Origin of the sequence: Zoogloea sp., from assembly GCF_028689785.1 — a bacterium.
Taxonomy (GTDB): Bacteria; Pseudomonadota; Gammaproteobacteria; order Burkholderiales; family Rhodocyclaceae; genus Zoogloea.
In genome coordinates this window covers 42,925-58,580 of sequence record NZ_JAQVCN010000014.1, presented here as the reverse complement: position 1 = coordinate 58,580, position 15,656 = coordinate 42,925, and the positions used below count along the sequence as shown (strand labels likewise).

Genomic DNA, 15,656 nt, shown 5'->3' with positions numbered 1-15,656 from the left:
GCAGGACGGCACCGGATGGTGCCGTCCGGGAGGCTGCATTCTAGCGCTGGGGCGCCTGCCCGTGCCGGGCTTAGCTACGTGCGCGGCGGCTGCGCGGGGCCGTGTCTGCTTCGGTGGCGATGGCATCTGACATTTGGCGGATCTGTTCCTCGACCAGATCAGTGCCGCGCACCGCGGCGTCGGTCAGCTCGTTGAAACCGGCTTCGGCTTCGCGGATGGCGTGGCGAACGTGGTCGATGGCAGCTTCGCCAGTGGCGTCGGCGCTGAGGGCCGCCCGGTCCATCTGACGCATCAGCAGGGTGTCCAGAGCGGCCACCTGGTCGCGGGTTGTGGCCAGGATGCCCTGCTGGGCGTCGCCGATGATCTCGAAGGCCTCGCGGACCCATTCCGCGGATTCACCGCGCCAGGCCGTGAGGCGCTCAAGGGGCGGGAGCTCGAAGTTCAGCGGGGCTTGAGTGATCAGCGCATCGAGCTGGTCACGGCCTTCGTCCAGGGCCTGGCGCCCGGCACGCAGGCCCAGTTCGGTGAATCGGCTTGAGGCATCGACCCAGATCTGCGAGGCAACCAGAAACTGGTCCAGGGCATTCAGGCGGGTTTGTCGGATCTCGGCGGGGGAGAGGTACATGAGGGGCTCCTGCAATGTGATTGAAGTGAGGGTTTGTCAGCCTATGCTTTAGGGGTTGCAGGCCCGTGACAGCAGGCGGGCTGAGTGCCCGGCCGTGTGCCTGCCGGAGGGCCGGAATCAGCCGCCAGATTGAAGGGGGGTGTCGAACACCGGCCGGCCGGGGGCCGTGTAACCGGCGTCTACCTGGGCTTCGATGGCGCGCCAGATCGGTTTCACGAAGAAGCGCAGGCCCTTGATGATCGCCTCCACATCCATCATGGAGGGAATGCGGGTGCCCCGGTGTTCCACCGGCCCGCCAATCTGGGTGATCTTGACCCCCAGCTTGGAGAAATGCTCGGCCAGGCGCGGCTCGGTCAGCACGAACAGGGTTTCTATGCCCTCCCGTTTGGCCATGGCGACGATGGCCAGGTAGAGGCCGATGGGGATGTATGGGAAGCGCGGCTGGTTCTGGGTGCCGAAGTCCTCGTCGCTGAGGGCCACCGCTGCCTTGGTCTCGCCCTTCCGGCGCCGGTACTGGGCGCGTACGGCCAGGCGTGACACTTCGGCGATGGCGCCCCGGGGCTGGCGTGCCGGGTCGATGATGCTGCGGTTGATGGTGGCGGCGCAGGTACGCTCGAAGGGTAGGGGATAGTCCGGGTCTTCAGGGCGGGCCAGCACCAAGCGGTTGCAGCCCACCAGGGTCTGCGGCGCATTAGCTGTGCGCAGCAGGCAGTGCAGGCTGTGACGATCGTATTCGTCGGTCTCGCGGCGGTCGGGGCGAACCGGCTCGAAACCCAGCTCCTCACAATACACCTCGTGGCGGATGCCGAACACGGCATTGCGGGATTCCTCGTCGAACGCCGAGGAAATCTCGAAGTACTTCTTGAAGCCTTCGCCCAAACTGAAGCGGTCAAGTAACGACATGGCGGGCTAGTCCCCTTTGATCAAACGTTTCGGCATGGCACGTAAACGACCCGCAACGGACAAACCTTGAAGGCTGGGGCAAAGATATAGGCATGTGGGTGCTGGCCGTGGCGCGATGATGCCCCGCGTCGCCAAGGGTACCACCGCCATGAACATGGGATGATGCCTTCATGTTGATGCCTGCCTGTTGGCGACCTGCAGCGACCGGGCAGGCTCGTCGAACTGTCGTATCATAGGCATTCCCTGGCTGACGGAAGCACATCCCATGTCTGAAGGTCTCTTTCGCTACGACGAGGCTTTTGCCCGCAACATCGGCTGGGTGACCGAAGCCGAACAGGCGGCCCTGCGAGGCAAGCGGATCGCCATTGCCGGTGTCGGCGGCGTTGGCGGCGTCCATCTCCTGAGCCTGGCCCGGCTGGGGATCGGGGCTTTCCATGTGGCCGAGATGGACACCTTCGACCTGGTCAATTTCAATCGTCAGGCCGGGGCCATGATGTCCACTCTAGGTCGTCCCAAGGTCGAGGTCATGGTTGAGATGGCCCGGCAGATCAACCCCGAGCTCGACATCAAGGTGTTTGGGGAAGGGGTCCATGCAGGCAATCTGGATGCCTTTCTCGACGGGGTCGATCTCTACGTGGATGGCCTCGATTTCTTTGCCTTCCAGGCCCGCCGCGACACTTTCTATGCTTGCCATGCCAAGGGCGTGCCGGCGGTGACGGCGGCACCCCTGGGCATGGGGACGGCGGTGCTCAGTTTCTTGCCCGGCCGGATGTCCTTCGAAGAATATTTCCGTCTTGAGGGCTGCGACGAGGACGAGATGGCCGTGCGCTTCCTGCTCGGGCTGTCACCGGCCATGCTGCAGCGTGCCTATGTGGTCGATCCGTCGCGGGTGGACTTTGCCGCCCGCCGCGGCCCCAGCACCATCGCGGCCTGCCAGCTATGTGCGGGGGTGACGGCAACCGAGGCTCTGAAGATCCTGCTTGGGCGTGGAGAGGTGCTGTGCGCCCCATGGGGATATCAGTTCGACGCTTACCGCAACCGCTATATCAAGACCTGGCGGCCGTGGGGTAACCGTAATCCCGTGCAGCAGATCGGGCTGTTTGTGGCCCGGCGCCAGCTGCGCGCGATGAAGTCCGCCAAACGCTGAGTCCCCGGTGAGTCACGATCATCACCACGCCGGTTCCCACGGCCATGAACACGGGCATGCCGGGCACAGCCACGGGCATCACGGGCACGCCCATCCCGCGCCGGGGCCGGACGACTGGAATCGGGCTTTCGCCATCGGAGTGGTCCTCAACATTGGCTTCGTGGTGGTCGAGGCCCTGTATGGCTGGAAGGCCGGCTCGTTGGCCTTGCTGGCCGATGCCGGGCACAACCTTTCCGACGTCGCTGGCCTGATCCTCGCCTGGGGGGCGGCGTTGGCTGGCCGTCTGGCGCCGACCCGGCGGCGCACCTACGGCTGGCAGCGGGCGTCGATCCTGGCCGCCCTGGCCAATGCCGTGTTGCTGCTGGTGGCCATGGGGGCGCTGGCCGTCGAGGCCTTCCAGCGCCTGCAGGCCCCGGAGCCGGTGGCTGGGTGGACGGTGATCGTTGTGGCCGCCATCGGTGTGCTCGTCAATGGCATTACCGCCGCCCTGTTCATGGCGGGCCGTAAGGATGATCTCAACATACAGGGCGCCTTCCTGCACATGGCAGCCGATGCCCTGGTGTCCCTGGGGGTGGTGGCTGCGGGCGTGCTCTACCTGCTGTTCGGCTGGGCCTGGCTCGACCCGGTGATGAGCCTGGTGATTGCGCTGGTGATCGTGCTGGGCACTTGGGGTCTGCTGCGCCAGTCCCTGCATCTGGCCTTCGACGGTGTGCCAGAGGGCATCGACCTGCTTGAGGTGCATGCCTGGCTGCGCAGCCTGCCAGGCGTTACGGGGGTGCACGACCTCCACGTGTGGGCCCTGGGCACGTCCGAGGTGGCTCTGACTGCACATCTGGTAATGCCCGCCGGCCACCCCGGCGACGCCTTCTTCACCGAGTTGGCGCAGGTGCTGGCCCAGCGCTTCCGCATCCATCATCCCACCATCCAGATCGAAATCGACGGTATCGACGACGGCTGCCCGGCGCCCCACGTGGTGGGCTGAGGGCGCGCTCAAGGGCGCGGCAGTCGGGCCAGGAAGCGGTCCAGGGCAGCGCCGAAAGCCTGGCGGTCGGCCTGGCTGAATGCGGACGGGCCACCGGTCTGTACCCCGCTGCTGCGCAACTCCTCCAGAAAATTCCGCATCGACAAGCGCTCGGCGATGTTGGCCGTTGTGTACATCTCGCCCCGGGGGTTAAGGGCGTGGGCGCCTCGTTCGAGGACGGCTGCGGCGAGGGGGATGTCGGCGGTGATCACCAGGTCGCCGCTGACCACCTGCTCGACGATGTGGGCGTCGGCCACATCGAAGCCGGCGGGCACCTGGACGGCGCGGATGAAACGCGAGGGCGGCGTGTGCAACAGGCGGTTGGCGACCAGCGTGGTGTCGATATGCAGGCGTTCGGCGGCGCGGAAGAGGATTTCCTTGATGACGCCGGGGCAGGCGTCCGCATCGATCCAGATGTGCATGATGGTGCTTGAGGGCTGAGGGAGCCCCAGTGTAGCGTCACCGGAGGGCTTGCCGGTGGGGCGGGCCCGGGCGTGGCGGTCGGCATGCGCTGCAACATGCAGGCATGTTGCAGCGCAGCAAGCTGTGCTACATTCAATCCACAACAGCCTTGCCACGTACAACAAAGACAGAGGAGACAAGGGTTCCGGTGTGTCCGGGCCCGGCAGGGGCCGGTACGGCGCCTGCCGGACGTGGCCGTCGGCCGGTTTCACCCCCTCCCCGTCGGGGGAGGTGTCTTACGAGGTCTCCCCATCATGGATAGCTCCTTCGATTCCTCGGGCATTGCCCGCCCCCTTGCGCCGGTGCGCCCGCTGCCCGAGGCCGCGGCCCGCTCGGCTCAGGCTGTGCAGGTGCGTACGCGCAAGAGCCGCTGGCCGGCCCGCCTCGACCTGCTGCAGAGTGCCTCCGGCCTGTTTCTGGCCCTGTTCCTGGTTGGCCATATGTTCTTCGTCTCGTCCATCCTGATCAGCAAGGAGGCCTTCTACGCCGTGGCGCGCTTCTTCGAAGGCGCCTACTTTCTGGCTGAGCCTCGGCCCTGGCTGGTGTCCGGGGTGGTCGGGGTGGTGCTGACGGTGTTCGTCGCCCATGCCTGGCTGGCGATGCGCAAGTTTCCGGCCAATTTCCGCCAATACAAGGTGTTTGCCGAGCACAAGGCGCAACTGCGCCACGGCGACACCGGCCTGTGGTGGATCCAGTTGTGGACCGGTTTTGCCCTGTTCTTCCTGGGCACGGTGCACCTGTACGGCATGCTTACCCAGCCCGAGCTGATCGGCCCCTATGAGTCCGCTGACCGGATCTGGACTGGCAATATGTGGCCCCTCTACCTGCTGCTGCTGTTCGCAGTAGAGATTCACGGCAGCATCGGCCTGTATCGCCTGGCCCTCAAATGGGGCTGGCTGGAGGGGCGTGACCCGGCCGCCACCCGGCGCCGCCTGCGGGCGGCCAAGACGGCCTTCAGCGTGTTCTTCCTGGGCCTAGGCCTGGCCAGCCTGCTGGCCTACGTGCAGCTGGGCATCGCCCATGCCGACAAGGCTGGCGAGCGTTACGTACCGCAGCGGGCCTCGGCAGTGAAGCTCGGCGAGCTGGAGTTCGCCCTGTCGCGGCGTCCGGGGGGCTGAACATGCGCATCATCTATACCGATGTGCTGGTCGTGGGCGGTGGCCTGGCTGGCCTGCGTGCTGCCGTGGGGGCACGCCGCCGCGGCCACGACGTGATCATCCTCAGCCTGGTGCCACCCAAGCGTTCCCATTCGGCTGCCGCCCAGGGGGGCATGCAGGCCAGCCTGGGCAACACCGTCAAAGGCGAGGGCGACAACGAGGACGTGCATTTCGAAGACACCGTGCGCGGCTCCGACTGGGGCTGTGACCAGGACGTGGCACGCCTGTTCGTGCATACGGCTCCCCAGGCGGTGCGCGAGCTGGCGGCCTGGGGCGTGCCCTGGAACCGGATCAAGGCCGGTGACCGGGAGGTGATCATGGACGGCAAGCGCGTGACCCTCACCGAGGGGCAGGCGGCCCACGGCCTGATCGCTGCCCGGGATTTCGGCGGCACCAAGAAATGGCGCACCTGTTACGTCTCCGACGGCACCGGCCACGCCATGCTGTACGCGGTCAGCGACCAGGCTGTGGCGGAGAGCATCCCGGTGCACGAGCGCATGGAGGCCCTGGCCCTGATCCACGAAGGCGGGCGCTGCCATGGCGCCGTGGTGCGCAACCTGGTGAGTGGCGAGCTGACGGCCTACGTGGCCAAGGCCACCTGTATCGCCACCGGTGGTTTCGGGCGCATCTACCGGGTCACCTCCAACGCGGTGATCAACGAGGGCATCGGCGCCGCCATCGCCCTGGAGACCGGTGCAGCCTGCCTGGGCAACATGGAGGCGGTGCAGTTTCACCCCACCACCATCTTCCCCGCCGGCATCCTCGTCACCGAGGGTTGCCGCGGCGATGGCGGGCTGCTGAAGGACGCCGCAGGGCATCGCTTCATGCCTGACTACGAGCCGGAGAAGAAAGAGCTGGCCTCCCGCGATGTGGTGTCGCGGCGCATGGAGGAGCACATCCGCGCCGGCCACGGGGTGAAGAGCCGCTTCGGTGAGCACCTGTGGCTGGACATCACCCTGCTTGGTGCCGCGCACATCGACGGCAAGCTGCGGGAGGTGAAGGAGATCTGCCAGCACTTCCTGGGTATCGACCCGTCCCGCGACCTGATTCCCGTGCGCCCGGCCCAGCACTATTCCATGGGCGGCATCCGCACCGATGCCCGCGGCCACGCCCGGGGCCTGAAGGGGCTGTTCGCCTGTGGCGAAGCGGCCTGCTGGGATCTGCACGGTTTCAACCGTCTGGGCGGCAACTCGGTGGCCGAAACCGTGGTGGCCGGCATGATCGTGGGCGAGAACATGGCTGACTTCGTCGAGTCCGCTGCCGGCGAGTTGCAGGTGAGCACCGCTCTCGTGCGGGAGTGCCTCGATGCCGAGCAGGCCAAGCTCGACACCTTGCTGCACGGCAATGGAACCGAGAGCGGTGCCGAGCTGATGCGCCGCATGCAGGACATCATGACCGACAAGGTGGGCATCTTTCGTACGGGCGAGCTGCTCCATTCGGCCGTGGAGGAATTGCAGGGCCTGCTGGTGCGCAGCCGGCGCATTGGCCTGCGTACCCGCCGGCCGGGGGCCAACCCGGAGCTGGTCACTGCCTACCGGGTGCAGAAGATGCTCAAGCTGGCCCTCTGCGTGGCCTATGGCGCCCTGCAGCGTACCGAGAGCCGGGGTGCCCATTTCCGCGAGGACTATCCCCGCCGCGACGACGCCAGCTGGCTGAAGCGCACCCTGGCCACCTGGCACGATGACTTCCAGACCTTGCCGACTCTCGACTACGAAGCCCTCGATGTGACCGCCATGGAGCTGCCGCCGGGCTGGCGCGGCTATGGCGCCCGCAACGCCATCGAACACCCGGCCACTGCCGGTCGTGCCGCCGAAATCAGCGCCATCCGCAGTGCTTTCGGGCATGCCGACCGTTTTACCGTTCAGCAGGCCCTGATGCCCTTCGATCACCTGATCCCGTCGCGCTTCCGTGGCCGCAATGCACGACTTGGAGAAACGTCATGATCGCCCCGACCTCCGCCCCCTCCCATGATGACGACACCCGCAAGGGGTATGGATCATGAAGAAGAATGCCGTGAGCAGCGGGCATCGTGCCCTGACTCTGCGCATCCTGCGTAGCAGCCCGACCGAGGGCGTCGCCCCCCACTGGCAGGATTTCCACCTTGAAGAGGCCGAGGGCATGACCCTGTTCATCGCCCTCAACGAGGTTCGCGAAACCCTGGACCCTGCGTTGCAGTTTGACTTCGTGTGCCGCGCCGGTATCTGCGGCAGCTGCGGCATGCTCATCAACGGCAAGCCCGGCCTGGCCTGCCGTAGCCTGACCCGCGATCTGGACCCGCTCATCACCCTGGCCCCGCTACCGGTCTTCGAACTGATCGGCGATCTGTCGGTGAACACCGGCAAGTGGATGCGTGGCACCGCCGAACGTCTCGAAACCTGGGTCCACAGCAGCCAGGAGGCCGATCTCACGGCCCTTGAGGCGCCCATGGAGCCCGAGCTGGCCGAGGCCATCTACGAACTCGACCGCTGCATCGAGTGCGGCTGCTGCGTGGCCGGCTGCGGCACCCTGCGCATGCGCGAGGAGTTTGTCGGTGCCATCGGCCTCAACAAGATCGCCCGCTTCCGCCTCGACCCCCGCGACGAGCGCAGTGACGACGACTTCTATCAGCTCATCGGTGACGACACCGGCGTGTTCGGCTGCATGAGCCTGCTGGCCTGTCAGGACGTCTGCCCCAAGGGCCTGCCCTTGCAGACCCAGATTGCCTTCCTGCGCCGCAAGATGGTGGCTAGCGGCCTTTAAGCCGCAGCGCGTCGGGCAGGATCAAGGTTTGCCGGTGCCGGTGCCGGTATAGGGCAGGGTCGTGTCACCGGCAAGCCGGTAGCCGGCGATGCCCATGCCCGTTTCGGCGCGGTGGATGCTCAGGGTGCCACTGACCCATACCGGGTCCATGGTGTTGAGCCCGGCCACCGGTCTGCGGGCGATCACGTGGATCATCTGGTTGGCGGGCGGTGGCGGAACGTGGATGCAGGCGCCGAAGTAGGGGACCAGCAGGAATTCGCGGGTCAGCTTGCCCCGGCGTTCCAGGGGGATCACGAAGCCCGGCAACCGGACCCGCTGCCCCTGCAGCGTAGTGCTGACGGGGGCCTCGTCCCAGGCCCGCTTGATCCTCTCCAGCGCCTCGATGGCCCGCGGGTCGTTGTCCTTGAGGCGGGAGAAGTCGAGCCCCTTGAAGGCTGCCATCGGGTTCCAGTCTTTGGGCAGCAGATCGTCCCAGGTGATGTCCCGGTAGTTGGCTTCGCGCTGGGCGCCGCTGCCGGGCAGACGTTCTCCGATCCGGAACCCCACGTCTCCACGGGGTGTCTGGGCATGGGCGCTGGCAAGTGAAATAGCAAGCAGGCCGGCAGCAAGGCGGATGTGGCGCATGATGAGCACCATTACAGCCGGGGCAGCAGGCCATCGGCCAGGGCCATCCGGCTGGCACGCCAGGCCGGGAGCAGGCTCGCCGCGAGGCCGGTGGCCAGCACCACGGCCAGGATTCGGAGTGCCTCCATTGACAGGGTTGCACCGGAAAGGTCCAGCCCGAGGCGAGCCCTCAGCCAGGGGGCCAGCAGGTGGCCGGCGGTTTCCACCACCATCACGCCCAGGGCAGTTCCCGCGACCGTCACCAGCGCGCCCTCCAGCACCAGCAACCCGACGATGTGGCGCCGGCCCGCGCCCACCGAGCGCAGGATGGCGAGTTCGCGCCGCCGCTCGCCCAGGCCGGCGACGATCACCGCCACCAGCCCGGCCAGCCCTGCAGCCATCACCAGCCAGGCCAGTCCGTGCAGGGTGCGTTCGACACTGCCCATGAGCTGCCACAGCTCGTCCATGGCCAGGCCCGGCAGGATGGCCATCAAAGGCTCGCCACCAAAGGCATTGATCTGGCGCTGCACGCGAAACACATCGGTGCGTTGATGAAGGCCGATCAGTACGGCGTTGAGGTGCTTGGGGGTGAGGTCGAACTTGTTTGCGGCATCGGCCGGAATGCTCAGGCCCGGCGTGGGCATCCCGCCCTGCCAGTCCAGGTGGATCGCTTCCAGTGCCGGCAGGCTCACGATGAGGGTCCGGTCCACGGGGGTGCCGGTGGGGGCCAGGACGCCGACGATCCGGAAGGGCTTGTCGGCGTGCTCGGGGTGGGCGGCATCGTCGTCGTGATGATGGGCGTCCAGGTGGCTGCTTCCATGCTGCAGGGTGATCTGCCGGCCTGTCTGGTAGCCAAGGCGGGCTGCCACCTCGGCGCCGATGACAACTTCGAAGAGACCGGCGAAGGGCTGGCCATCGGCAAAAGCAAGGCCTTGCTGCTGTCCGTCTCCGAGGTGGCGGAAGAACTCGGGTGTGCTGCCCAGCACCGGGAAGCCCCGGTGGGAGTCGCCCAGGGAGAGGGGGAGGCTCCAGGCAATCAGCGGGTCTGCAGCCAGGGTCTGATAGCTCTTCCACGCCAGGGTATGGCTGGCGTCTCCCAGGTGGAAGACAGCGTGCAGGAGCAGCTGCACCGGGCTGCCACGAGGCCCTACCACCAGGTCCACTCCGGCTGCCGACTGGGCAAACTGTGTCTGGGCGGCTTCACGGGCCCGGGTTACGGAGAGCAGCAGGGTGACCGCCAGGGCGATGGACAGGGCGGCGAGGGCGAGGCTCAGGCGCCGGTTCCAGGCGCTGGCCCAGGCCAGGGATAGCAGGGTCTTCATAGGGCGATGCACCGATCGAAACGGGATGCCAGGCGCGGGTCGTGGCTGACCAGGACAAGGCTGCTGCCATGGGCGGCCACCTCCTTGCCCAGCAGCGTGATGAAGGCGTCCTGGCGGCGCGGGTCGAGGGCCGAGGTGGGCTCGTCGGCGAGGATCAGTGCCGGCCGTCCGATCAGCGCCCGGGCTGCGGCCACCCGCTGTTGCTGCCCGACGGACAGGGTGTTCGCCGGCCGGGCTGCGTCGCTGCCATCCACCTCCAGGGCATCCAGGAGCCGACGTGCCGCCTCCACGGGCCGGGGGCCGGCCCGCTGGGCCCGGGTAGCGGAGAAGCGGCAGGGCAGGAGAACATTGTCGAGGGCAGACAGATAGGGCAGCAGGTTGAACTGCTGGAAGATGAAGCCGATGTGATCGACCCGGAAACGGTCCCGGGCGGGGGCCGACAGGGCGTCCAGGGCTTGGTCGAGGATCTGGACGCGCCCTTCCCGGGGCAGCAGCACGCCGCCGATGAGGTTGAGCAGGGTGCTCTTGCCGGCGCCGCTTTCCCCCTGGATGAACACTTGCTCACCCTGATCCACGTCCAGAGCGGGCAGGGTGAGACACGGTGCCGTCTGGCCTGGCCAGGCGAAGCGCAGGTCGCGGATGTGGATGGCCGGGGCCATGGGGCTCACCATACCCCGTCCGCGGCCAGCACCACGCGGGGAAAGGCGTCTGCCGGAACCGCCGGAGAGCGATGGATGATTCCGCGGCCGCCATTGCCCTGCCACAAGCTGCCCTTCAGCAGGGCCACGGCGAAGCCGGGGATGCGCTGGATCTGTGCCCCGGCGCCGAGCAGGCCAGACTGGTCGTCGGGCAGGCCGCCCGCGCCACTGCCCAGCTTGCTGCGATCGGTGCCGGTGTCGTCCAGCCATTCCGTGCCCGGCCCCCGGTAGGTGCACAGCAGGCGGATGCCGACCCGGTCCACATGCAGGCGCGGGCACATGGCTTTGTCGATCACCTCCAGGCGCAGGCCAATATGGGGGCAGTCAAGCAGATCGCCCAGCAGTTCGGCGAGCTGGCCGATGTCCCTGGCCAGGGCCGCGCGGCCGGGGTGGTCGGGGAGTTCCCCCAGCTCAGGGCATCGCCCGGCCTCAAGAGTGGTTCGCAGCCCGCGTCCGAGGCCATGTCTCGATGCCTCCAGGTAGCCGGCGATGAGCGGATCTGCCGGGCGTTGCCAGATGGCGAGCTGGACGTCCGGCTCGAAGATGCCGACCAGCGCAGCCGGAGAGTGGGTGACGAGGGTATGAATGGCGTGAGCGGGGAGATCGTGGCGTGCGTTCATGGTGGGCTCCGTGGCGATCAGTGGAGAAAGGCCATGCCGGCCGAAAGCAGGGCGATGCCGGCCGCCATGAAGCCTCCGTGCCAGGCAAGGTCGCCCTTTTCCTGGCGTAACCAGGGCATCAGGTCGGAGACGGCGAGATAGATGAAGCTGGCTGCGGCGATGACGAGAACATGGGGGAGCCAGCGCCCGGCGTCGCTCAGCCAGAAGTACCCGATGAGGCCGCCCAGAATGGAGGCAAGGCTGGACAGACCGTTCCACAGCAAAGCCTGGCTCCGGCGCCAGCCGGCGGCGAGCAGCAGGATGAAGTCGCCCGCCTCCTGGGGGATCTCGTGGGCGGCGATGGCGAGTGTCGTGGCCCAGCCCAGGTGGGGATCTACCAGGAAGGCAGCTGCCAGCATCAGGCCGTCAGTGAAATTGTGCACGGTGTCGCCCAGCAGGATGATCGGCACCGTTCGGGCCAGATCATGGCTGTGTGCGGGGGCCTCGTGGTTGTGGCGCCATAGCGCGGCCTTTTCAAGAAAGAAGAAGCCAAGCAGGCCAGCGAGGAGCAGGGCAAAGAGGGTGTGGGTCTCCACACCGGCCTCGGCGGCCTCCGGCAGCAGATCCAGGAAGGCGGTGGCGAGCAGCACACCGGTGGAGAAACTGACCATGCGCGTCAGCCAGCGGCGGGGGAGTCCGAAGGTCAGCAGCGCGGCAGCCCCCATGCTGAGAAGGCCCCCGACGGCACAGGCCGCCAGGGTGTGGGTGAGGGGATGCATCAGCGGCTGGGCTCCGAGCTAGGGTAAGGGGGGGATGTCATGGTGTATTCGCGTGATGCCGGAACAGCAGGAAGGTGAGGAGCAGCACCAGGGCCGACACCCACAGACGGACCAGGGGCCAGGCCACGGAGGTGGGGGCGCTGGAAAAGGCAAAGGTGGGCAGGGCATCCAGGTCAGCCGGGGTGAGGCCGCGGTAGAACATGATTCTTGGGGTGAGGTAGTCGCGCCATCGGTCTTCGTAGTCATCCACTGCCAGGGCGTAGCGGTGGTAGCGGGCGGCGTCGATGCCGGCCAGACGGTCGGCGATATCCAGCAGGCCGATCGGCGGCGATACCAAGGCCCACGCTGCGAGTCGCGAGTCGCGTGTCGCCCGGTAGGCGTCGAAGCGACGGAATATTGCGCGGGCGCGCAGACTCTCCTCGGTGTAGCGCGGCATGAAGCTGACGGGCCAAACGTGAGACTGGCGGGGCACGGTGGTATCTGCGTTCTGCGCGTACCACTGTGCCAGGAGGGCGGGCGCCTGCTCGTCCACGTCGAGCTGGATCACGCGCAGGGCGGCAATGCTGGCCATCCGCGAGGGGGCCTTTGCGTCGCCTTGAACGCTGAGGGTGGCAGGCAGCACAAAGCTGCTGACGATCCACACTGCCAGGAGTGCCGATGCCGATGCGCCTGCGCTGACCGGGAGGAGGCATGCCAGTCCGCCCAGAATGATCCAGATGGCCGCAAAACCGGCCCCGGCGGCGATCCAGCTCAGATAGGCGAGGAGCGATGCCCCTGGATCAAGGCCGAAGGCCAGGGCCGACGGCAGAGCCAGGCAGAGGAGCACCACGCACCAGCGAATGAGGAGGCTGGCACCCAGTACCTGCCACGCCTGTGGATGGGTCATGGTGGTCAGGCGCCAGATGCCGCTGGCCCTGTCTTCCTGCAGCAGACCGTAGCAGAGGCAGATGCAGAGGATGGGGAGCAGCAGCGCTGTCAGCGTGGCGAAGTCGATCTCGCCGATCGCTTCAAGCCGGGGATTGGTCAATGTCTCACTTTTCCGATCATCGGCCTGACGATTGGTCACAGTGACGTGGCTCACCGGGCTGAGCAGCTTGAGCGCAGTGGTGCCGAGCGTCAGCCCTCCAAGGGTGGGGAGTTGTGCGGGGGGCGAGCCGTGCCGGGCAAATTCGAAGGCAGTGCGCGCTTTCTGTTCGAGGCTTTCCCCGGCCTTGGGCGTGCCGAGCAAGCCGCTTCGCTCGTGTTCGAGCATCGTTCGCCATGCTTGTGCCTCGGCCACCTGCTGGTGGCGATGTTCGCGGGCAGTCCAGCCCGACCATGCCGCGTTGAGCAGAAAGACGAGAAGAAAGGTCGCGATGATCCAGCGATTGCCCGGATGGCTCCGGAAGCGGAGCCATTCCGCCTGCATGAGTGGTCGGATCATGGTGTGAGCCTCCGGCCCAGAATGATCAGAAGAGCCGTCGCCAGCGTGCTCCAGCCCAGCAGCGTCAGGAGATCCGGCCAGGCTGCGCGCCAGGCGAAGGCTGCGTCGGGCGGGTGGTACTCGAAAGGTTTGATGGCCCGCCAGAGCTGGTTGTCGGCGTAGCGCGCATCAAATGAGCTGACGCCATGGGTGTTGTCGGCATCCCAGCGGTCTATCGTGGTGTTGATGTAGCGCCGATAGGCCTCGGCGGCGTGTTCGAAATGCCGCTGATGGGCCATGTCCGTGCCGGCCAGGGTTGCGGAGAAGGCTTGCATGGCCAGGCTGGGGCTGAACAAGGCTGTCCACCGCAAGGCCTGGGTCTGGGCATCATGGGCCCGGCCGAGCCGCTCGAAGTGATGGGTGTGTACCTTGTCACTGTAAGCGTCGCGGAACAGGCGGCGCACTGCATTGATGCCGAAGGGCAGGTCCTCCACGCGGCCGACTCCGTTCTGGCGCAACTGCTCGGCTTCGAACTGTGCCACCTGGTCGGCCAGGCTGAGGTCTCCCGGCAGGCCGTGTTCGTAGTCGTGCCGGATCTGTGTCCAGAATTGCTCGGCGGTTGGGAGCGGCGTGCCTGCGCTGGCGACAGCACTGCCCAGGCGGGGGACGACGAGTGCGAACAGGGCCCATATCACGATCAGGGTCAGCAGGGCCGTCCGGCTGTGGCGGAAAAGTGTCGAGGCCGCCAGTGCGAGCGCACAGAAGGTCAGGTAGTACAGCAAGTAGCCGATGCCGAGGGCTGCGGTACGGAGCAGCGCATCGCCGTCTGGCGGCGCCTGCACAAAGACGACCCAGGTGACGGCCAGCAGAAAGATCAGCCAGAGGGCGAGGACGCCCAGTTGTGCCGCAAGTTTGGCCACAATCAGCCGGACCGGCGCAAGTCCGGCCCCGTGAAGCATGCGCAGGGTGCCGCTCTCCCGCTCTTCCGAGACGGCGTTGAATGCAAAGCCAATGATCAGCAGAGGCAGTATGGATGTGAGCAGGAAGGCGGGTGTGGGGAGACCCAGCCGGGTGTGGGGGGGCGCGTCCACGGCGGGACGGAAGCGCATGAAGTTACGGCGATGGGGTTCCAGCCACAGCGCCTGTCCCACATAGTCCAGGATGCCCGGATCGATCACCGATAGCGGGGCCTTCGGCTGGAACACATAGATGCCGAAATGGGCCCCCCGATGGGGGTGCTGATGCCCCTGGTTGTCCCATTGCTGACGCGTGATGCGTTCGATCTCCGTCCGCTCGCGGGTCTGCTCGTGCTCGCGCAGGCTCGATGCGTGCAGGGCGCCGGCCAGGATGACGAGGAGTGCAACTGCCAGCGTCACCAGACGGCCATCGCGGACAATCGCCCAGACTTCCTTGCTGAGCAGCATCGTCATGGTCGCTCCCGGGCTGTGCCGGCGTGGGTAAGGTAGGTGTGCTCCAGTTCTTCGTGGGTGACTGACGATGCGTCAAATTCGGCAACCAGGCGCCCCCGCTGCATGATCCCGATCCTGTCGGCTACCTGCCTGGCGTTGAACAGGTCGTGGGTGGCCATCAGGATGGCCATGCCGCTGTTTGCCGACTGGCGCAGGCGTCGGCTGAGCTCATTGGCGGCACCCGGGTCCAGTCCGGAGGTGGGTTCGTCGAGCAGCATGGCCTGGGCACGGCGTGCATGGGCAATGGCCAGCCCCACCTTCTGGCGCATGCCTTTGGAGTACTTCCCGAGCTTGACCGAGTGGGCTGCAGAGGCAAGCCCCGCCTCTGTCAGATGCTGACGGAGGCGGGCGCGGTCCATCTTCAGGTCGGCAATTTCGCAGAAATAGCGCAGGTTCTCTTCGCCTGTCATGTACGGATAGAGTGCGACGTTCTCAGGCAGGTAGGCCAGCAGCCGGCGCGCGGCAGAGGGGGTCTCCGAGAGGGCGATGCCGCCGACGCTGACCCGGCCGCTCGTGGGGCGTACGAATCCGAGAAGGCAGTTGAGCGTGGTTGTCTTGCCTGCCCCGTTGCCACCCAGCAGGGCATAGACGGTACCGGCAGATACCTTCAGATCGATGGCATCGACCGCCCGGCTTCCCTGGAACTCGACGACGAGTTGTTCGACGTTCAGTACCGGATCAGCCATGGCGCAGCCTCGGTTCCGTGGGCGCGGTGATGCGCGATCTCAGG

Annotated in this window: 16 protein-coding genes; 5 read left to right on the top strand and 11 right to left on the bottom strand. The window is 66.8% G+C overall.

The window, feature by feature from the left end; genetic code table 11:
• Positions 1-70: 70 nt before the first annotated feature.
• Both PHI64_RS08855 and PHI64_RS08850 read right to left on the bottom strand, forming a co-directional pair.
• Positions 71-625, bottom strand: coding sequence for a hypothetical protein (locus PHI64_RS08855; protein ID WP_299881735.1), 555 nt, complete (start codon positions 623-625; stop codon positions 71-73).
• A 117-nt stretch (positions 626-742) separates the two neighbouring features.
• A complete protein-coding gene (locus PHI64_RS08850) occupies positions 743-1,528 on the bottom strand; it encodes a PEP-CTERM/exosortase system-associated acyltransferase (RefSeq protein WP_299881732.1) in 786 nt (261 codons plus the stop codon).
• Positions 1,529-1,793: 265 nt separating this feature from the next.
• Between PHI64_RS08850 and PHI64_RS08845 the strand changes: the two genes are divergently transcribed.
• A complete protein-coding gene (locus PHI64_RS08845; protein ID WP_299881729.1) occupies positions 1,794-2,675 on the top strand; it encodes a ThiF family adenylyltransferase in 882 nt (293 codons plus the stop codon).
• A gap of 7 nt (positions 2,676-2,682) precedes the next feature.
• On the top strand, positions 2,683-3,657 hold the full coding sequence (locus PHI64_RS08840) for a cation diffusion facilitator family transporter (protein WP_299881726.1): 975 nt from the start codon (positions 2,683-2,685) through the stop codon (positions 3,655-3,657).
• 8 nt (positions 3,658-3,665) lie between these two features.
• Here the strand turns inward: PHI64_RS08840 and PHI64_RS08835 are convergent, their stop codons facing one another.
• Positions 3,666-4,118 (bottom strand): YaiI/YqxD family protein, encoded by a 453-nt coding sequence (locus PHI64_RS08835; protein ID WP_299881723.1) that lies wholly within the window; start codon positions 4,116-4,118, stop codon positions 3,666-3,668.
• 294 nt (positions 4,119-4,412) lie between these two features.
• Between PHI64_RS08835 and PHI64_RS08830 the strand changes: the two genes are divergently transcribed.
• Genes PHI64_RS08830 through PHI64_RS08820 form a run of 3 tightly spaced genes read left to right on the top strand, consistent with a single transcriptional unit; the run spans position 4,413 to position 8,054 of the window.
• Positions 4,413-5,276 (top strand): fumarate reductase cytochrome b subunit, encoded by an 864-nt coding sequence (locus tag PHI64_RS08830; protein WP_299881721.1) that lies wholly within the window; start codon positions 4,413-4,415, stop codon positions 5,274-5,276.
• A gap of 2 nt (positions 5,277-5,278) precedes the next feature.
• Complete coding sequence (locus PHI64_RS08825) at positions 5,279-7,258, top strand: fumarate reductase flavoprotein subunit (protein WP_299881719.1); 1,980 nt, start codon at positions 5,279-5,281, stop codon at positions 7,256-7,258.
• A gap of 55 nt (positions 7,259-7,313) precedes the next feature.
• A complete protein-coding gene (locus PHI64_RS08820) occupies positions 7,314-8,054 on the top strand; it encodes a fumarate reductase iron-sulfur subunit (protein WP_299881716.1) in 741 nt (246 codons plus the stop codon).
• 21 nt (positions 8,055-8,075) lie between these two features.
• Here PHI64_RS08820 and PHI64_RS08815 read toward each other — a convergent pair whose 3' ends face one another.
• Genes PHI64_RS08815 through PHI64_RS08780 form a run of 8 tightly spaced genes read right to left on the bottom strand, consistent with a single transcriptional unit; the run spans position 8,076 to position 15,612 of the window.
• Positions 8,076-8,678: a DUF3299 domain-containing protein gene (locus tag PHI64_RS08815; RefSeq protein WP_299881711.1), complete on the bottom strand. Its 603-nt coding sequence runs from the start codon at positions 8,676-8,678 to the stop codon at positions 8,076-8,078.
• Between the two features lie 11 nt (positions 8,679-8,689).
• The gene (locus tag PHI64_RS08810) at positions 8,690-9,979 is read right to left on the bottom strand and encodes an FtsX-like permease family protein (protein WP_299881708.1); all 1,290 of its coding nucleotides are present in this window, start codon (positions 9,977-9,979) and stop codon (positions 8,690-8,692) included.
• A complete protein-coding gene (locus tag PHI64_RS08805) occupies positions 9,976-10,638 on the bottom strand; it encodes an ABC transporter ATP-binding protein (protein WP_299881705.1) in 663 nt (220 codons plus the stop codon). Before PHI64_RS08805 ends, PHI64_RS08810 begins: the two co-directional genes overlap by 4 nt.
• Before the next feature lie 5 nt (positions 10,639-10,643).
• The gene (locus PHI64_RS08800; RefSeq protein ID WP_299881702.1) at positions 10,644-11,297 is read right to left on the bottom strand and encodes a DUF1826 domain-containing protein; all 654 of its coding nucleotides are present in this window, start codon (positions 11,295-11,297) and stop codon (positions 10,644-10,646) included.
• A gap of 17 nt (positions 11,298-11,314) precedes the next feature.
• Positions 11,315-12,055 carry a ZIP family metal transporter gene (locus PHI64_RS08795; RefSeq protein ID WP_299881699.1) on the bottom strand — a complete coding sequence of 247 codons (741 nt, stop codon included), beginning with the start codon at positions 12,053-12,055 and terminating at the stop codon, positions 11,315-11,317.
• 37 nt (positions 12,056-12,092) lie between these two features.
• Complete coding sequence (locus PHI64_RS08790; protein WP_299881696.1) at positions 12,093-13,478, bottom strand: DUF3526 domain-containing protein; 1,386 nt, start codon at positions 13,476-13,478, stop codon at positions 12,093-12,095.
• Positions 13,475-14,887 (bottom strand): DUF3526 domain-containing protein, encoded by a 1,413-nt coding sequence (locus PHI64_RS08785; protein WP_299881694.1) that lies wholly within the window; start codon positions 14,885-14,887, stop codon positions 13,475-13,477. The genes PHI64_RS08790 and PHI64_RS08785 overlap by 4 nt, the downstream gene beginning before the upstream one ends.
• The gene (locus PHI64_RS08780; RefSeq protein ID WP_299881690.1) at positions 14,884-15,612 is read right to left on the bottom strand and encodes an ABC transporter ATP-binding protein; all 729 of its coding nucleotides are present in this window, start codon (positions 15,610-15,612) and stop codon (positions 14,884-14,886) included. Before PHI64_RS08780 ends, PHI64_RS08785 begins: the two co-directional genes overlap by 4 nt.
• Positions 15,613-15,656 lie beyond the last annotated feature (44 nt).